This is a genomic window from Streptomyces sp. NPDC015345 (assembly GCF_043078805.1).
In the GTDB taxonomy this organism is placed as follows: Bacteria; Actinomycetota; Actinomycetes; order Streptomycetales; family Streptomycetaceae; genus Streptomyces.
Genome location: NZ_JBIBTX010000011.1, coordinates 18,145 through 33,371 on the forward strand (window position 1 = coordinate 18,145; position 15,227 = coordinate 33,371).

Sequence of the window (15,227 nt, forward strand, 5' to 3'; positions counted from 1 at the left end):
GACCCAGGATCATCTTCATGCGCCCCAGGATGCCCGCTAAATAGGAACTGTTATGACCTACATGGCTTCTACTCTTCCGGCATGAGTTCTTCCACCACCCCCGTGCCCGAAGCCCCGCCGGAGGCGGACCGACGACGTTGGTTCGCCCTGGCCATCGTGATGACCGCCGCTTTCATGGACCTCGTCGACGTCACGATCGTCAACATCGCGATCCCGTCGATCCAGCGGGACGCGGGCGCCACGTACAGCCAGATCCAGTGGATCACCGCGGGTTACGCGCTCGCCTTCGCCGCCGGACTCATCACGGGTGGGCGGCTCGGTGACATCCACGGCCGCAAGCGGCTCTTCCTGATAGGAATCACCGGCTTCACCGTCGCCTCCGCGCTCTGCGGCTTCGCCGTCAACCCGGAGATGCTGGTCGCCTCCCGCATCCTCCAGGGCGGCATGGCCGCGCTGATGGTGCCGCAGGTGCTGTCCATCGTGCACGCGACCTTCCCCGCCCACGAGCGCGGCAAGGTGTTCGGACTCTTCGGCATGATCGTCGGGCTCGGCGCGGTCTCCGGGCCGCTGCTGGGCGCGCTGCTCACCGAGTGGAACATCCTCGGCCTCGAGTGGCGGCCGATCTTCCTCATCAATCTGCCGGTCGGCATCGTCGGCCTCGTCCTCGGCCGGAAGTTCATCACCGAGTCCAAGGCCCCGAAGGCCCTCAAGCTCGACCTCGTCGGCGTCGTCCTGGTCACGCTCGGCATGCTGATGCTGGTCTACCCCCTCACGCGGGGCCGTGAGCTGGACTGGCCGGCCTGGGGCTTCGTCATGATGGGCGGCTCCGTCGTCGTCTTCGGCGCCCTCATCGCGTACGAGAAGTGGAAGACCGCCAAGGACGGCTCGCCGCTGGTGGAGCTGTCGCTGTTCAAGGTGAAGAGCTTCGCCGCGGGCATCGCCGTGCAGACCGTGTTCGGTGTCGTGATGGGCGTCTTCTTCCTCGTCTGGACCATGTACATGCAGGCCGGGCTCGGCTGGAGCGAGCTGCGCGCGGGCCTCACCGGGGTGCCGTTCTCGATCGCCGTCTCGGTGGCCGCGGGCCTGTCCGTGCAGAAGCTGGTACCCCGCTTCGGGCGCAAGGTGCTCCAGACCGGGGCCCTGACCATGGCCGCGGGCCTGCTGGTCTACATCTGGGAGGCGGACCGGTACGGCGCGGGCATCACGTCCTGGCAGATGGCGTTGCCGCTCGTCGTGATGGGCCTCGGCATGGGCCTGATCGTGGCGCCCCTGACGGACGCGGTGCTCTCGGAAGTACCGCGCGAGCACGCCGGTTCGGCCTCCGGGCTCATCAACACCGTGCAGCAGATGGGCACCGCGCTCGGCCTCGGGCTGGTGTCGGTGGTCTTCTTCGGGGTGATCGACGAGCGGGTCCCGCGGAGCCGCATCCCGGCGGAGTTCACGGCCGGGTTCCAGAACGCGCTGTGGTGGGTCGCGGGCGTGCTCGTGATCATCTTCCTGCTGATGTTCGCACTCCCGGCGAAGCCGAAGCAGCATGTGGAGGGCGGCGGCGAGGCGCCGCCCGCGGACGCCGTCCCCCGAAAGGAACCGGCACTGACCCCCTGACGCGGACCTCCCCGCGCCCCACAAGGGCGCGGGGAACTGAGCGGCCTGGCGCCGGACTTGCCCCGTGAGGGGCGCGGGGAACTGCGCGCGCAACCCCCACCGGCCGGCAGCCGAGAGGAAGCCGCCACAGGGCGCGTGCCCCATCGGCCTGGCGCCGGACTTGCCCTGTCGGGGGCGCGGGGAACTGCGCGCGCAACCCCCACCGGCCGGCAGCCGAGAAGAAGCGGCCACAGGGCTCGTGCCCCGTCAGCCTGGCGCCGGACTTGCCCCGTGAGGGGCGCGGGGAACTGCGCTGGAGAAGGAACTGCCGACGACGCACCGCTGCTGCCACCTCTTGCCTCTACGGATCTACGGATCTGCGGGTCTACGGGTCTACGGGTCCTGCCGGTAGCGCGTCGCGGCCGCCAGGTGGCAGATTCTGCCACAGGGGCAGTAGCTGACCGCGAGCCCCCCGAGGCGGCGGCGCTGGCATAACCTGCCCGACATGCCCCCCCGTTCACAGCCGTCGCAGCCGGCCCAGGCATCACAGCCCTCCCCGCAGCCGTCCCCGCAGCCGTCGCTCACGGAGCGCCGTAAGACCGAGACCCGCCTCGACATCGCCCGCACGGCGGCTTCGCTCTTCGCCGCGGACGGACTCCGGGCCACCCGCGCCGAGGACATCGCCCGGGCCGCGGGCGTCGCGCCGCGCACCTTCTACCGCTACTTCGCGACCAAGGAAGAGGCGGTCGCCCCGCTCTTCACGGCGGGCGCCCAGCAGTGGGCGGAGGCGGTGCGACAGGCACCGGACGGCCTCCCGGTGCCGGACGCGCTCCGCCACGCGGTGACCCACACGCTCGCCCCCGGGGACGCGGGAGCCGCGGAATCCCTGGAGTGGGTGCGCTCGCTGCTGCGGATGTCGGAGCAGAGCCCGGCGCTGCGCGCGGTGTGGGCGGACACCTGTCACGCCTCCGAGCAGACGCTGCTGGCGGCCCTCGTGGAGCGCGCGGGCGGCGGTGGACCGTCCCTGGAACTGAGCCTGGCGGCGGCCGTCGCGAGCGCGGCGGTGCGGGTGGCCGTCGAGGCGTGGGCCGCCGGCGACGCCTCCGCCGACGGACCCGAGGGACCGGCCGCGCTCGCGGCCCGCGGCCTGGAGGCACTGCGAACGTTTCCCTGGCCGTAGGGAACCACGGCAAGGCACCCGAAGTCCGTTTGTGCCCATATCACGCCCGAAGCTGTTTACTTTCCCGAAATCCAGCCGTACTCTCCCAGTGAAACCACAGGCTCGGGCATTCGGCGGAGGCGAACGGACATGTACGCACCGGAGCGGCAGCAGGAGATCCTGCGGCTCGCGCGGGACGGCGGGCGGGTCGACGTGCTGTCGCTCGCCGAGGAGTTCAAGGTCACCGCGGAGACGATCCGCCGTGATCTGAAGGCCCTGGACCGAGCCGGGCTCGTGCGCCGCGTGCACGGCGGGGCCATCCCGGCCGGGCGTCTCGACTTCGAACCGGACCTCGCCGAGCGCGAGGGCACCGCCGCCGACGAGAAGGACCGCATCGCCCGCGCGGCCCTCGCCGAGCTGCCGGCCGAGGGCAGCGTCGTCCTCGACGCCGGGTCGACCGTCGCGCGGCTCGCGGCGGCCCTCCCGCTGGAGTCCACGCTCACCGTCGTCACGCACAGCCTGCCGACCGCCGCCCGCCTCGCCGACCACCCCGGCATCCAGCTCCACCTCATCGGCGGCCGGGTCCGGCAGCGTACGCGCGCGGCCGTCGACGCCTGGGCCCTGCGCGCGTACGGCGAGATCCGCGCCGACGTCCTCTTCCTCGCCGCCAACGGCTTCTCCGCCGAGGCCGGGCTCACCACCCCCGACCTCGCCGAGGCCGCCGTGAAGCGCGCGGCCGTCGCCGCCGCCCGCCGGGTCGTCCTGCTCGCGGACTCCGCCAAGCACGGCCAGGAGCACTTCGCCCGCTTCGGCGACCTCACCGACGTGGACCTGCTCATCACCGACACCGGTCTCGCCCCCGAGGACGCCGCCGCCATCGAGCGGGCCGGCACGGAAGTAGCACGCGCATGAGCACGGAAACAGTCGGTACACGCATGATCCTCACCGTCACCCCCAACCCCTCCCTCGACCGCACCTACGAGGTCCCCTCCCTCGACCGCGGCGAGGTCGTCCGCGCCACCGGCGACCGCATGGACCCGGGCGGCAAGGGCGTCAACGTCTCGCGGGCGGTGGCGGCGGCGGGCGTACGCACGGTCGCCGTGCTGCCGCTCGGCGGCGCCCCCGGCGCGCTGGTCGCGACGCTCCTCGACGAGCAGGGCATCGAGGCGGCCCCGGTGCCGGTGGCCGGGCAGACCCGTTCCAACATCGCGGTCGCGGAGCCGGACGGCACCCTCACGAAGATCAACGCTCCGGGGCCCGAACTCTCCGAGGGCGAGCGCGAGGCGCTCCTCACCGCCGTCGGCGAGCGGTCGGCCGGCGCCGAATGGGTCGCCTGCTGCGGCAGCCTCCCGCGCGGCCTCGCCCCTTCCTGGTACGCCGAGCTGGTGGCCCGCGCCCACGCCGCGGGCGCCCGTATCGCCCTGGACACCTCGGGCCCGGCCCTGCTCGCCGCGCTCGCCGAGCGCCCTGACGTCGTCAAGCCGAACGCCGAGGAGCTCGCCGGAGCCGTCGGCCGCCCCCTCACCACCGTCGGCGACGCGGTCAAGGCGGCGGAGGAACTGCGGGAGCTGGGCGCGCACGCCGTGCTCGCCAGCCTCGGCGCGGACGGCCAGCTCCTGGTCGACGGCTCGGGCGCGTACTTCGCGAGCGCCCCCGTCGACGCCGTACGCAGCAACGTGGGCGCCGGTGACTCCTCCCTGGCCGGTTTCCTGATCGCGGGCGGCACGGGGGCGCGCGCCCTCGCCTCGGCCGTGGCGCACGGCGCGGCGGCGGTCCAGCTGCCGGGCAGCGTGATGCCCTCGCCCGCCGACCTGCGACCCGACGCGGTCACCGTGACGGCCGAGGTCCCGCTGGACCGCGTACTGACGGAGCCCGCCTCATGAGCCGCCCTCACGCCCACGCCCACGGAACCCAGCCAAGGAGCCCGCGATGACCGACATGATCACCGCGGATCTGGTCGACCTCGAACTCGACCTGTCCGCCGAAACCAAGGAAGCCGCGGCCCGCTCCCTCGCCGAGCGGATGGTGGCCCTCGGGCGGGTGAGCGACCTGGAGGGGTTCCTCGCCGACGTCGCGGCCCGTGAGGCGCAGATGCCGACCGGCCTGGACGGCGGTATCGGCATCCCGCACTGCCGCAGCGCGCACGTCACCGAGCCGACCCTCGCCTTCGGCCGCTCGGCGCGAGGCATCGACTTCGGGGCGCCGGACGGCCCGGCCGACCTGATCTTCCTGATCGCCGCCCCGGCGGGCGCGGACGACGCCCACCTGACGATCCTGTCGTCCCTGGCCCGGCAGCTGATGGACGCGGAGTTCACCGACGCCCTGCGTTCCGTGTCCGACCCGGCCTCGGCAGCGGCGCTGATCAACGGCGACGAGCCCGCCCCCGACGCCGGACAGCCGTCCCGGGAGGCGGCCACCGAAGAGGCTCCCGCCTTCAGGATCGTCGCCGTCACCTCCTGCCCCACGGGCATCGCCCACACCTACATGGCCGCGGAGGCACTGGAGAACGCGGCCCGCGAGGCGGGCGTCGAACTGGTGGTGGAGACGCAGGGCTCCGCCGGGTTCGCCCGTCTCGACCCGGCGGTCGTCGCCGCCGCGGACGCGGTCGTCTTCGCCCACGACGTCCCCGTACGTGACAAGGAACGCTTCGCCGGGAAGCCGACCGTCGACGTAGGGGTGAAGGCGGGCATCAACCGCCCCGCGGCGCTCATCGCGGAGGCCCGCGAGAAGGCCGCCCGCGGCGAGGTCACCGTGGACGCCAAGTCCCCGAGCCCGGTCGACGAGGCGGGGGAGAGCGGCGACGGCTACGGCACCAAGCTCCGCAAGTGGCTGATGTCGGGCGTCAGTTACATGGTGCCCTTCGTCGCCGCGGGCGGCCTCCTGATCGCCCTCGGCTTCGCCATCGGCGGCTGGAAGATCGACAAGGCGCCGTCCGTCGCCGAGCACTTCATCTGGACGGACCACACCAGCTGGGCCGCGCTGCTCTTCCAGATCGGCGGGCTCGCCTTCGCCTTCCTGGTCCCGGTCCTCGCCGGCTACATCGCCTACGGAATGGCCGACCGGCCGGGCCTGGTCCCCGGCTTCGTGGGCGGCTCGGTCGCCGTCACCATCAACGCGGGCTTCCTGGGCGGTCTCGCCGCGGGCCTGATCGCGGGCGCCGTGGTCCTCGGCATCCAGCGGGTACGCATCCCGACCGTGCTGCGCGGCATCATGCCGGTGGTGGTGATCCCGCTGATCTCCTCGGCGGTGGTCGGCTTCCTGATGTTCCTCGTGGTCGGCAAGCCCATCGCGTCCCTCCAGAGCGCGCTGACCGACTGGCTGGAGGGCCTCTCCGGCGCCAACGCGATCATCCTCGGCGTCATCCTCGGTCTGATGATGTGCTTCGACCTCGGCGGCCCGCTGAACAAGGTCGCGTACGCCTTCGCGGTGGGCGGCCTCGCCCACCCGACCGACGGCAGCCTCAAGGTCATGGCGGCGGCCATGGCGGCCGGTATGGTGCCGCCGCTCGCCATGGCTCTCGCGACCACCGTCCGCGGCCGCCTCTTCACCAAGACCGAGCGGGAGAACGGCAAGGCGGCCTGGTTCCTCGGCGCCTCCTTCATCACCGAGGGCGCCATTCCGTTCGCGGCCGCCGATCCGCTGCGCGTGATCCCGGCGTCCATGGCGGGCGGCGCGGTCACCGGCGCCCTGTCGATGGCCTTCGGCTGCACGCTGCGCGCCCCGCACGGCGGCGTCTTCGTGGTCCCGCTGATCGGGCAGCCGCTGCTCTACCTCGTCGCGATCGCCGCCGGCGTCTGCGTCTCCACAGCCGTGGTGGTCGCACTCAAGGGCGCCCGGAAGACGACGCCTTCGGGCAGCGGGGCCGAGACGGGGGCCGCGGCCGAGGCCGCCGACACGAAGCGCGTGCCGACGGCCGCGTGACACAGGACGTCTGCGGCAGGGGGATGTGCGACTTGCGTCACTTCGGGACCTAAGCCCCATAACCCCCTGTCGTAAGTCCTGTCCGCTGTTGTCTACTGGGCCGCATGCTCCAGGATGTCTCGATCGTTCAGCAGATTGGCGTGGCCGCGCTCGCCGTGGCGACCGTGGCCTGGGCCGTCGGCCTGGTGCGGGTGATGCGCAGGGAGCGCCCCGACGTGGAGGCGTGGCGTAAGGCCCAGGGCCTCCAGGGCCTCCGGGCCCTTCCGGGCCAGCAGCGCCCGCCGCGCGCGGAGGCCGTGGAACTCACCGCGGACGAGCGGGCCGCCTTCGCCGGTCTCGTCCGGCAGTTCGGGAAACGACACTCCTAGAAGGTCGGCCGGTCGGCCCGCCGACCGGTCCGCACGTCGCGGACCCCGACACGTCGCGGGCCCCGCCGCACCGCTAACCCGCCGCCGCGTTCCGGGCCCTGCGCTCCATCGCGGCGCGGGCCGCCTCCTCGGTGACGTACACCTCGCACATGTGGCGTCTGTCGGGGGTGAGGGTGTGCTCGACCTCCCAGAGGCTGATCTCGCCGCCGTCGAAGAGCAGGAACGCGTGCTCGTAGAGCGAGAAGCTCAGACGCGCCTCGCCGCTCAGGCCGGGGCGGCCGAAGGCCTGCGTTATCTGGTGCGCGAACGCCGCCCGCAGCAGGCGCGCGATGTCCTCGCCGGGGAAGTCGCCGTCCGGGTTCTCCGCGCGGCGCAGCAGCCGCCGCGCGTGGTCCGCGGAGTCGTCCGGGACGTACGTGTGGCGGGGGCCGGGGTCGGCGGACATGTGGAACATGACGGGCCGGCCGCAGGCGGGCGGGTCGGGCGGCAGCGGAAGCCGCGAGGTGGCGACGCCCGCCTCCTCCTCGTCGGCGTAGAGCTCGTACGTCGGGGCGCTGCCCGGCGTGGTGTTGTGGACGAGCTCCCAGAGCGTGAGCACGGACGCGTCGGCCAGCAGCCAGGAGTGTCTGTACGTCTCGCGGTGCAGGCCCGCGCTGTGGTGCGCGGAGTGCAGGGAACTGTCGTGGGCCAAGGCCGAGTCGAGGCGGCGGATCACCTCGTCCGGCAGGTCGAAGGAGTTCAGGGCGCGGCCGAGGAGTCGCTCGAGGTGCTCCTCCGGAGAGTGTGGCTCGGGCGACTCGGGTGGCTCGTACGCCGTTTCGTACGGAACGCTCAAGGCTTCTCCCGGCGTTGCTGCATGTCACCTGGTGAGTGCATACCGTAGCCCCTGGGTCCGACATCATGCCCGGGAACGGGAAAACGCGCGAGCCACGAGGGAAGTTCCCCCGTGGCTCGCGCGGTTGGGGGGCGGCGGGGCCGCCCGGAGGTGGGTCAGACCGCGCTGCCCGCCGTCCACTCGCTCCACGGCATGTTCCAGCCGTTGAGGCCGTTGTCGGGGGCGATCGTCTTGTCGGGGGAGCCCTTGACCGTCACGACGTCGCCGATGAGGGAGTTGTTGTAGAACCAGGCACCCATGGTGTTCGGGTCGCCCGCGCCGCGCGCGTCCTGGAGGCCGACGCAGCCGTGGCTGGTGTTGGCGCTGCCGAAGACCGACGGCGAGCCCCAGTAGTTGCCGTGGATGAAGGTGCCCGACGTGGACAGGCGCATGGCGTGCGGCACGTCCTTGATGTCGTACTCACCGCCGAAGCCGACCGTGTCGCCGTTCATCCGGGTCTGGGTGAACTTCTCGGAGATCACCATCTTGCCGTTGTACGTCGGGTTCGACGGGCTGCCCGCGGAGATCGGGATGGCCTTGATGACCTTGCCGTCCCGCTCGACCGTCATCTTCTTGGTGTTGACGTCGACGGTGGAGACCTGCGCGCGGCCGACGGTGAAGGTGACCGTCTTCTTCTGCACGCCGGTGATGCCGTTCGCGCCCTTCACGCCGTCCAGGTCGATCTTCATGGTGACCTTGGAACCGGCCTTCCAGTACTCCTCGGGCCGGAAGTCCAGGCGCTGGTTGCCGAACCAGTGGCCGACGACCTTCTGGCCGCTGGTGGACGTCACCGTGATGTGCGACTGGACGTCCTTCTTCTCCGTGATCGGCTTGTCGAAGTTGAAGGAGACAGGCATGCCGACGCCGACCGTGGTGCCGCCGTCGGGGGTGTAGCTGCCGATGAAGCTGTTGGCCGTGGAGACCGTGGTGAACGTCGCGTTCTCCGTCGCCGCGTTGCCCTTCGGGTCCTTGGCGTTGGCGGTCACCTTGTACTTCGTGCCGCGCTCCAGCTGGACCTTCGGCTTCCAGGAGGTGCCGTCCCCGGAAATGGTGCCCTCGACCGCGGTGCCGGACGTCACGGACGTCATCTTCACACTGGTCAGCTTGCCGTTCTTGACCTTGACGCCGGTGTGGTTGATCGAGGCGTCGGTGGCGCCGTCCTTGGAGGAGATGGTGATGTCGGCGCCCTTGGCGGCGGAGTTCGCACCCTTCTTGTCGCCGTTGGCGTCGGCGTCGCCACCGCAGGCCGTAAGGGTCAGCGCGCCCGCAGCGGCGAGCGCGGTGGCGGCCAGCAGGGCACGGCGCCGGGGGTTGACTATGACCGACCTTGTCACGGGCTGCTCCAACGTACGTGTTCTGATCCAGTACGAGTAAAGAGCGCCCGGATGCGCGGAGAGGTTCCCTCCGGAGGGTGTGAGCGTAAGCACACTTCGTGCCCAAGAGGCTTGCGAGGGTGGGTATTTGCTCGTTTGTCACATGCTATGCGGTTATCGGTGAGGGCTCTCTGCGGCGTAGAGGTCGAGATACGCGGGGAAGGTGCCGCCCGGCGTCCGGACCGACTCCGCCGCCAGCATCGCCCGCACGATCGCCGCGGTCACCATGTCCGCCCCGGCGGCGAGGATCTCGTTGAGGGCGAGCGGGCCGTCCGGGGCCAGCGGGCGCTCTCCCGTGGCGAGGGCGAAGACCGTGTCGCCGTCGTTGAGGAGGTGGACGGGCCGCACGGCGCGCGCCATGCCGTCGTGCGAGGTACCGGCGAGCTTCTGCGCCTGGGCCTTGGACAGTTCGGCGTCGGTGGCGACGACGGCGAGGGTGGTGTTGAGCGGCGGCGGTCCCTTCTCCGCCGCGACTTCGGCGAGGCGCCGCGTCGCCTCCTCGTGGACCTCCGGCGCCGGGTGGTCGACCCGCCGCCCCGCGAAGTACCGCCCGTAGAGCGTGCCTGTCCCGGGGTCGATGCCCGAGCCCGCGGCGTTCGCCACGACCAGCGCCGCGACCGTGACGCCCGAGTCGAGGCGGACGCTCGCGCTGCCGACGCCTCCCTTGACGGCGCCGACCACCGCGCCGGTCCCCGCCCCGACGTTGCCCTCCACGACCGGCGTGAACGGCTCCGTGCGCGCGGCCGCCTCCACCGCGGCCCGCCCGGTCGCCGAACCGGGACGGGCCTTGAAGTCGCCGCCCCTGCCGAGGTCGAAGACGCAGGCGGCCGGGACGACGGGCACGACCTGGGAGGGCTCGGGCCCGACCCGCACCCCTCGCCCGCGCTCCTCCAGCCACGCCATCACCCCGGACGCGGCGTCCAGGCCGTACGCGCTGCCTCCGGTGAGGACGACGGCCTCGACGCGCCGTACGAGATTGCGCGGGTCGAGGGCGTCCGTCTCGCGGGTGCCCGGCCCGCCGCCGCGCACGTCCACGGCGGCGACAGCGCCGCCCTCGGGCGCCAACACCACCGTGGTGCCCGTCAGTTGTCCGTCGCCGTGCAGAGTGGCGTGTCCGACGCGCAGACCCGCGACATCGGTCAGGGAGCCGGTGGTCGAGCACGCTGCCGCGTCAGTAGTCATACGACGATGCGTATCACGGATGCCTACTGCGCGCGGCGGCCCGTGCGGGCGGTGAGCGTGACCCCCGTCGCGACCGTCACCACCGCCACGAGACCTGCCACCAGCACCGCCCAGCGCCCCGCGAACGTACTCGCCAGCGTCGCCAACGCACTCGCCGGCAGCACCAACTGCTGGGCGATGCCCACCTTGTAGTAGCGGGAGTGCAGCGCCCAGAGGGTGATGAGGTAGAGCGCGGTGGGGACCGTCACCGCGGCGGACGCGGCCAGTGTCGACAGGTGGGCCTCGCCCACGGCCTGCTCGACCGCCACCTCGATCCCGGCGCCGATCGCCGCCGCCGAACCGAGGATCACGTAGTGGCCGTACCCCCACAGGAATGCCTGCCGGTTGCTGCGCAGTCGCCCGTGGATGGGCACGACGAAGTAGATCCACCACGCGGCGAAGACGATGAGCAGGCCGCCCGCGGCGATGGGCAGGAGCTCGTCGAGGGCGTCGTTCTCCTCGATGCCGGACTTCACCGCGATCGTCGCCGCCGCGATCGTCTCGCCGAGCACGATGATCGTGAACAGGCCGTACCGCTCCGAGATGTGGTGCGGATGCCAGGCCGTGGTGTACCCCCGCTCCGCCAGCACCGGCACGCACATCTCGGCGACCGCCATCACGAGGAACAGCCAGGGCCGGGCGCCCTCGGGCAGGAACAGCAGCCCGGTCCAGCCGATCTGGCAGATCAGCACGCCGGCCGCGTACCGCAGGGCCGTGGCGCGCTCGGCGCCCGTCGCGTTCCTGGCCGCGCGCAGCCACTGCGAGGAGAGCGCGATCCGCATGATGAGGTAGCCGAGCCAGACCAGCAGGAAGTCGTGTTCCTGGAAGGCCTTGGAGACTCCGGCCGCGAAGACGAGGACACCGGCGATCTGGAGCAGCGTGACCACGCGGTACAGCGCGTCGTCGTTGTCGTACGCCGAGGCGAACCAGGAGAAGTTGACCCAGGCCCAGAACAGAGCGAAGAAGAGCATCGCGTAGTTCAAGATGCCCTCGCCCGCGTGGCCCTCGGCAACGGCATGTACGAGCTCGGCACCCGCCTGGGCGACCGCCACGACGAAGCAGAGGTCGAAGAAGAGCTCCAGCGGCGTCGCCGCGCGGTGCTTCTCGTCCCGCCCACGGGAGAGGAGGGGCCGCAGCGGCCTGGCGGAGACGGAGGATGCGGGAGGCGCGTCCGCCGTGGTGGAGTCTGCGGGGCCGGTGGGGCCCGGAGTGGCGGGTGAGCCGGGGGTGTCGGGGGAGCCAGGCGATGACGTCATGGGGCCACCACAGCAGAAGGCGTACGCCGAACCGGGCTGCGCCGCCCGGCGTCGGGGGAGGGCCACCCGGGCGAAGCAAGGCCGCCGCCCGGCCGCGGCCTGCCCGACGAGCGGACGGGCCCTCGGCGCCAGGCCCTGCCGAAGCCCGGTCGGCCCCGGGGACGCGCCGCCGGAGTTCGGGGCCCGAAGTCCCCTCGACCTCCGTGCCTTCGGGCTCGGGCGTCCGTGTCCTATGGCTCTGCCGCCGGCTCCTCACGCAGGCGATCTTGGAGAGGTCAGGCCCCGTAGCAAGGTCGGGACCCTGAGCGAACGCGAACCGGGAACCCACCCGAAGGTCACGGACCGGCCCCTGCGGCCGACCCTCGACCTCGCCCACCGCCTGGCGGGCCTGGGCAAGGATGTCTGGGTGCGCTTCGTCCTCGTCACCGGCCCGAAGTGGGAGGCGCTCGGCAAGGTATTCACCCTGCGCGACACGCCCTCGCCGAGCACGGAGCAGATCGCCACCGCCAAGGAGATCTTCGCGGCCGAGGGCCTGAAGGCCGTCTGACGGTGGCCGCCGGTCCTCGTGGCCGTACCCTGGAGACATGAGCACCGCCCCCGCCCCCGAACCGCGCGATCCGGAGAGCCCGAAGAGCCCGGCGAGCCCCGAGCGGGGCAAGAAGCCGCGGAACACTCTGGTCTTCGACGACCCGCTGTCGCAGCAGTCTTCGGACGACACGGACCGAGGGTGGGGCGAGCGGGCCGACACTGGCGGTGACAGCGCCGCCGATCTGGCGCGGTTCCTCGACGAGAAGCCGCCCCACCACCTCTGAGCCCGCGCTACCGCTCGTCGTGCCCGGAGCCGCGCTGCGCCACCAGGGCATCGCGGATCTCCTTGAGGACCTCCAGCTCGGAGACTTCGAGGACCTCCTGAGTGCCTTCCTTCTCGGCCCTCCTGGCGGCCACCCTCGCGAGGTACTTCGCCATCGGCAGCACCATCAGGAAGTACACGACGGCCGCGGTGATCAGGAAGCTGAGGACCGCGCTGAGCACGGTGCCCCACATGATCGGGATGCCCTTGGACACCTCGCCTGCGGCGTTCACCTCGCAGGGAGACTTCAGGCAGGAGCTGTAGTGGTCGAGATCCTTCGTGCCGAAGGCGCCGACCAGCGGGTTGATGACACCCTTCACCACTGAGTTCACGATGTTCGTGAACGCGGCGCCGATGACCACCGCGACCGCAAGGTCGACCACATTCCCGCGCATCAGGAAGGCCTTGAAGCCCTCCCAGACGCCCGGTACCTTCTTCTCGCTCACCACGAGGCCTTTCGTTGCATGTGCGGGTTGCGGAACAAACGACTTCGCAACCTACGTCAGACCGTGGAGAGCCTGTCCAATCGCCTTTCCCCAACGGGCGACTTGACCGGGTGCCAGTGCGATCGTGAACGGTGCGGCTCATCGCAGCGTCACCGCCAGGCGGGCGCTCGCCCCGGCCCCGGCGAGCCGCGACGCCGTGTCACGCGGCACCGACAGCACCACCAGCGCCCCGCTCTCCGCGGCCCCTTCCGCCTGCTCGGGCACCTCGGAGACCCGCGCGCTCGCCGCCACCACGCGCGGCTTCGCACCGCTCCCCGGCGGCCCCTCGGCGGCGATCACGTCGACCCGGTCGCCGGGGCGCAGCAGCCCCGCGGCGCCCGCGTCCGCGATCCGCACCGGCGCGGTCACCGTCTCCATGGACGGCCGCACCCGCGACTGCTCGGCCGCCGCGGCGGACCCCGGCGGCCGGTCGGCGTCCCCCGGGGCCGTGGCCGCGAGGGCGGCGGCGGTCATGGCGAGCCCCACGGCCAGGGCCCGCCGCCGGTGCCGCGACAGCCGGCGCAGCCGTGGATGGCCGCCGCGCACCCGCACGGGCGAGAAGTGGGGGACAGGGCAGCCGTCCGACGGCCTGGCCTGGGGAGGAACGTGGGTCACGACAACCACCGCCTGCGGTGCGAGAGCTGGGCTTGCGCTCTCACGATGCAGGCCCGCGCCGATTCCCGCTGAGGCCCGTGGACTACTCGCCGGTTGTGGACAACTCCCTCACCCGAAGGAAAACCTCCACCCGAGTGGCACCACTTTCCACAGCCATCACACCTGCCACAGCCCCCACCCCTGCCCGACCCTCACACCTGCCCGAGCCTCACACCCGCCCGGCCCTCCCGCCCCCTCACGGCAACGGAATCCCCGGCTCCATCCCGCCCAACGCCCCCGCGCACAGGCACTTCCGCTCCCCAACCGCCGGCAGCCCCGCGACCGCGTCGAACAGCACACCCCGCAGCCGGTCCACGTTCGCGGCGAACACCCGCAGGACCTCCTCGTGCGAGACGCCCTCACCGGCCTCCGCCCCCGCGTCCAGGTCGGTGACCAGCGTCAACGACGTGTAGCAGAGCTCCAATTCCCGCGCGAGCACGGCCTCCGGGTGCCCGGTCATGCCCACCACCGACCAGCCTTGCGCCGCGTGCCAGCGCGACTCCGCCCGGGTCGAGAAGCGCGGCCCCTCGACCACGACGAGCGTCCCCCCGTCCACCGGCTCCCAGTCACGGCCGCGCGCGGCCTTCAGCGCGGCCGCCCGGCCCACCGGGCAGTACGGGTCGGCCGATGACACGTGCACGACCTCGGGAACGCTGCCGTCCGGCAGCGGCACCCCGTCGAAGTACGTCTGCGTCCGCGTCTTCGTGCGGTCCACGAACTGATCGGGCACGAGAAGGGTGCCGGGCCCGTACTCGGCCCGCAGCCCGCCGACCGCGCACGGTCCGAGCACCTGGCGTACGCCGACGGAGCGCAGCGCCCAGAGGTTGGCGCGGTAGTTGATGCGGTGCGGGGGCAGATGGTGGCCGCGGCCGTGGCGGGGCAGGAAGGCGACCCGCCTGCCCGCCACATCGCCGAGGAAGAGGGAGTCGCTCGGGGCGCCGTAGGGGGTGTCGACCTGGACCTCGGTCATGTCGTCGAGGAAGGAGTAGAGGCCGGAGCCGCCGATCACGCCGATCTCGGCCCGCGTCGCGTTCGCCGTGTTCACCATGGACGGCACAGTATCGGCGCCGGACACGCCGAGGACCCCGCCGTCGGTGAACGGCGAGGTCCCTGGAGAAGAAGCCCGGAGGCCTTACGCGGCCGAGCTCGAAGACGTCGACGAGGAGCCGGACGAGGCCGAGCCCGAAGAAGACGAGGAACCGGAAGCGGCCGACGTGGAAGCCGTGGACTTCGCGTCGGACGTGGACTTCGACGGCGAAGACGACGGCGTGCTGCTCGACGACGAGCCGCGGCTGTCGTTGCGGTAGAAGCCGGAGCCCTTGAAGACGATGCCGACCGCCGAGAACACCTTCTTGAGGCGTCCGTCGCAGTTCGGGCACACGGTCAGGGCGTCGTCAGTGAACTTCTGCACCGCCTCGAGGCCCTCGCCGCACTCGGTGCACTGGTACTGGTACGTCGGCACTTGCTTCCTCCTGGCACTCT

16 protein-coding genes are annotated in these 15,227 nt (G+C 72.0%); 8 read left to right on the forward strand and 8 right to left on the reverse strand.

All coding sequences use genetic code 11. The features are described 5' to 3' along the window. The first annotated feature begins 81 nt into the window (after positions 1-81). The 6 genes from ACF062_RS34570 to ACF062_RS34595 all read left to right on the forward strand — a co-directional run bounded on the left by ACF062_RS34570 (position 82) and on the right by ACF062_RS34595 (position 7,032). Positions 82-1,605 (forward strand): MFS transporter, encoded by a 1,524-nt coding sequence (locus ACF062_RS34570; protein WP_392143544.1) that lies wholly within the window; start codon positions 82-84, stop codon positions 1,603-1,605. 484 nt (positions 1,606-2,089) lie between these two features. Continuing rightward, the gene (locus ACF062_RS34575) at positions 2,090-2,764 is read left to right on the forward strand and encodes a TetR family transcriptional regulator (protein WP_392143545.1); all 675 of its coding nucleotides are present in this window, start codon (positions 2,090-2,092) and stop codon (positions 2,762-2,764) included. A 129-nt stretch (positions 2,765-2,893) separates the two neighbouring features. After that, a complete protein-coding gene (locus ACF062_RS34580) occupies positions 2,894-3,655 on the forward strand; it encodes a DeoR/GlpR family DNA-binding transcription regulator (RefSeq protein ID WP_392143546.1) in 762 nt (253 codons plus the stop codon). A gap of 23 nt (positions 3,656-3,678) precedes the next feature. After that, a complete protein-coding gene (gene pfkB / locus ACF062_RS34585) occupies positions 3,679-4,626 on the forward strand; it encodes a 1-phosphofructokinase (RefSeq protein WP_392143816.1) in 948 nt (315 codons plus the stop codon). A 46-nt stretch (positions 4,627-4,672) separates the two neighbouring features. Further along, positions 4,673-6,664, forward strand: a complete 1,992-nt coding sequence (locus ACF062_RS34590; protein WP_392143547.1) for a fructose-specific PTS transporter subunit EIIC — start codon at positions 4,673-4,675, stop codon at positions 6,662-6,664. Positions 6,665-6,768: 104 nt separating this feature from the next. Further along, entirely contained in the window at positions 6,769-7,032 is a 264-nt protein-coding gene (locus ACF062_RS34595) for a hypothetical protein (RefSeq protein ID WP_392143548.1), read from the forward strand. A 73-nt stretch (positions 7,033-7,105) separates the two neighbouring features. On the opposite strand, the gene ACF062_RS34600 is transcribed toward ACF062_RS34595, so the two are convergent. The 4 genes from ACF062_RS34600 to ACF062_RS34615 all read right to left on the reverse strand — a co-directional run bounded on the left by ACF062_RS34600 (position 7,106) and on the right by ACF062_RS34615 (position 11,756). Beyond that, a complete protein-coding gene (locus ACF062_RS34600) occupies positions 7,106-7,867 on the reverse strand; it encodes a DUF6227 family protein (protein WP_223775146.1) in 762 nt (253 codons plus the stop codon). A 155-nt stretch (positions 7,868-8,022) separates the two neighbouring features. Then, on the reverse strand, positions 8,023-9,240 hold the full coding sequence (locus tag ACF062_RS34605; RefSeq protein WP_392143549.1) for an Ig-like domain-containing protein: 1,218 nt from the start codon (positions 9,238-9,240) through the stop codon (positions 8,023-8,025). A 153-nt stretch (positions 9,241-9,393) separates the two neighbouring features. After that, on the reverse strand, positions 9,394-10,461 hold the full coding sequence (locus ACF062_RS34610; protein ID WP_392143550.1) for a P1 family peptidase: 1,068 nt from the start codon (positions 10,459-10,461) through the stop codon (positions 9,394-9,396). Between the two features lie 23 nt (positions 10,462-10,484). Beyond that, complete coding sequence (locus ACF062_RS34615; RefSeq protein ID WP_392143551.1) at positions 10,485-11,756, reverse strand: low temperature requirement protein A; 1,272 nt, start codon at positions 11,754-11,756, stop codon at positions 10,485-10,487. A gap of 232 nt (positions 11,757-11,988) precedes the next feature. Between ACF062_RS34615 and ACF062_RS34620 the strand changes: the two genes are divergently transcribed. Further along, on the forward strand, positions 11,989-12,303 hold the full coding sequence (locus tag ACF062_RS34620) for a hypothetical protein (protein ID WP_392143552.1): 315 nt from the start codon (positions 11,989-11,991) through the stop codon (positions 12,301-12,303). A gap of 37 nt (positions 12,304-12,340) precedes the next feature. Continuing rightward, entirely contained in the window at positions 12,341-12,568 is a 228-nt protein-coding gene (locus ACF062_RS34625; RefSeq protein ID WP_392143553.1) for a hypothetical protein, read from the forward strand. 7 nt (positions 12,569-12,575) lie between these two features. Here the strand turns inward: ACF062_RS34625 and mscL are convergent, their stop codons facing one another. From mscL to ACF062_RS34645, 4 genes are all read right to left on the reverse strand, one after another. Continuing rightward, positions 12,576-13,052 carry a large conductance mechanosensitive channel protein MscL gene (gene mscL / locus ACF062_RS34630; RefSeq protein ID WP_392143554.1) on the reverse strand — a complete coding sequence of 159 codons (477 nt, stop codon included), beginning with the start codon at positions 13,050-13,052 and terminating at the stop codon, positions 12,576-12,578. Between the two features lie 138 nt (positions 13,053-13,190). Next, complete coding sequence (locus tag ACF062_RS34635) at positions 13,191-13,706, reverse strand: RcpC/CpaB family pilus assembly protein (RefSeq protein ID WP_392143555.1); 516 nt, start codon at positions 13,704-13,706, stop codon at positions 13,191-13,193. A 235-nt stretch (positions 13,707-13,941) separates the two neighbouring features. Next, on the reverse strand, positions 13,942-14,793 hold the full coding sequence (locus ACF062_RS34640) for an S-methyl-5'-thioadenosine phosphorylase (protein ID WP_392143556.1): 852 nt from the start codon (positions 14,791-14,793) through the stop codon (positions 13,942-13,944). 84 nt (positions 14,794-14,877) lie between these two features. After that, positions 14,878-15,207, reverse strand: a complete 330-nt coding sequence (locus ACF062_RS34645) for an FmdB family zinc ribbon protein (protein WP_392143557.1) — start codon at positions 15,205-15,207, stop codon at positions 14,878-14,880. Positions 15,208-15,227: the final 20 nt, after the last annotated feature.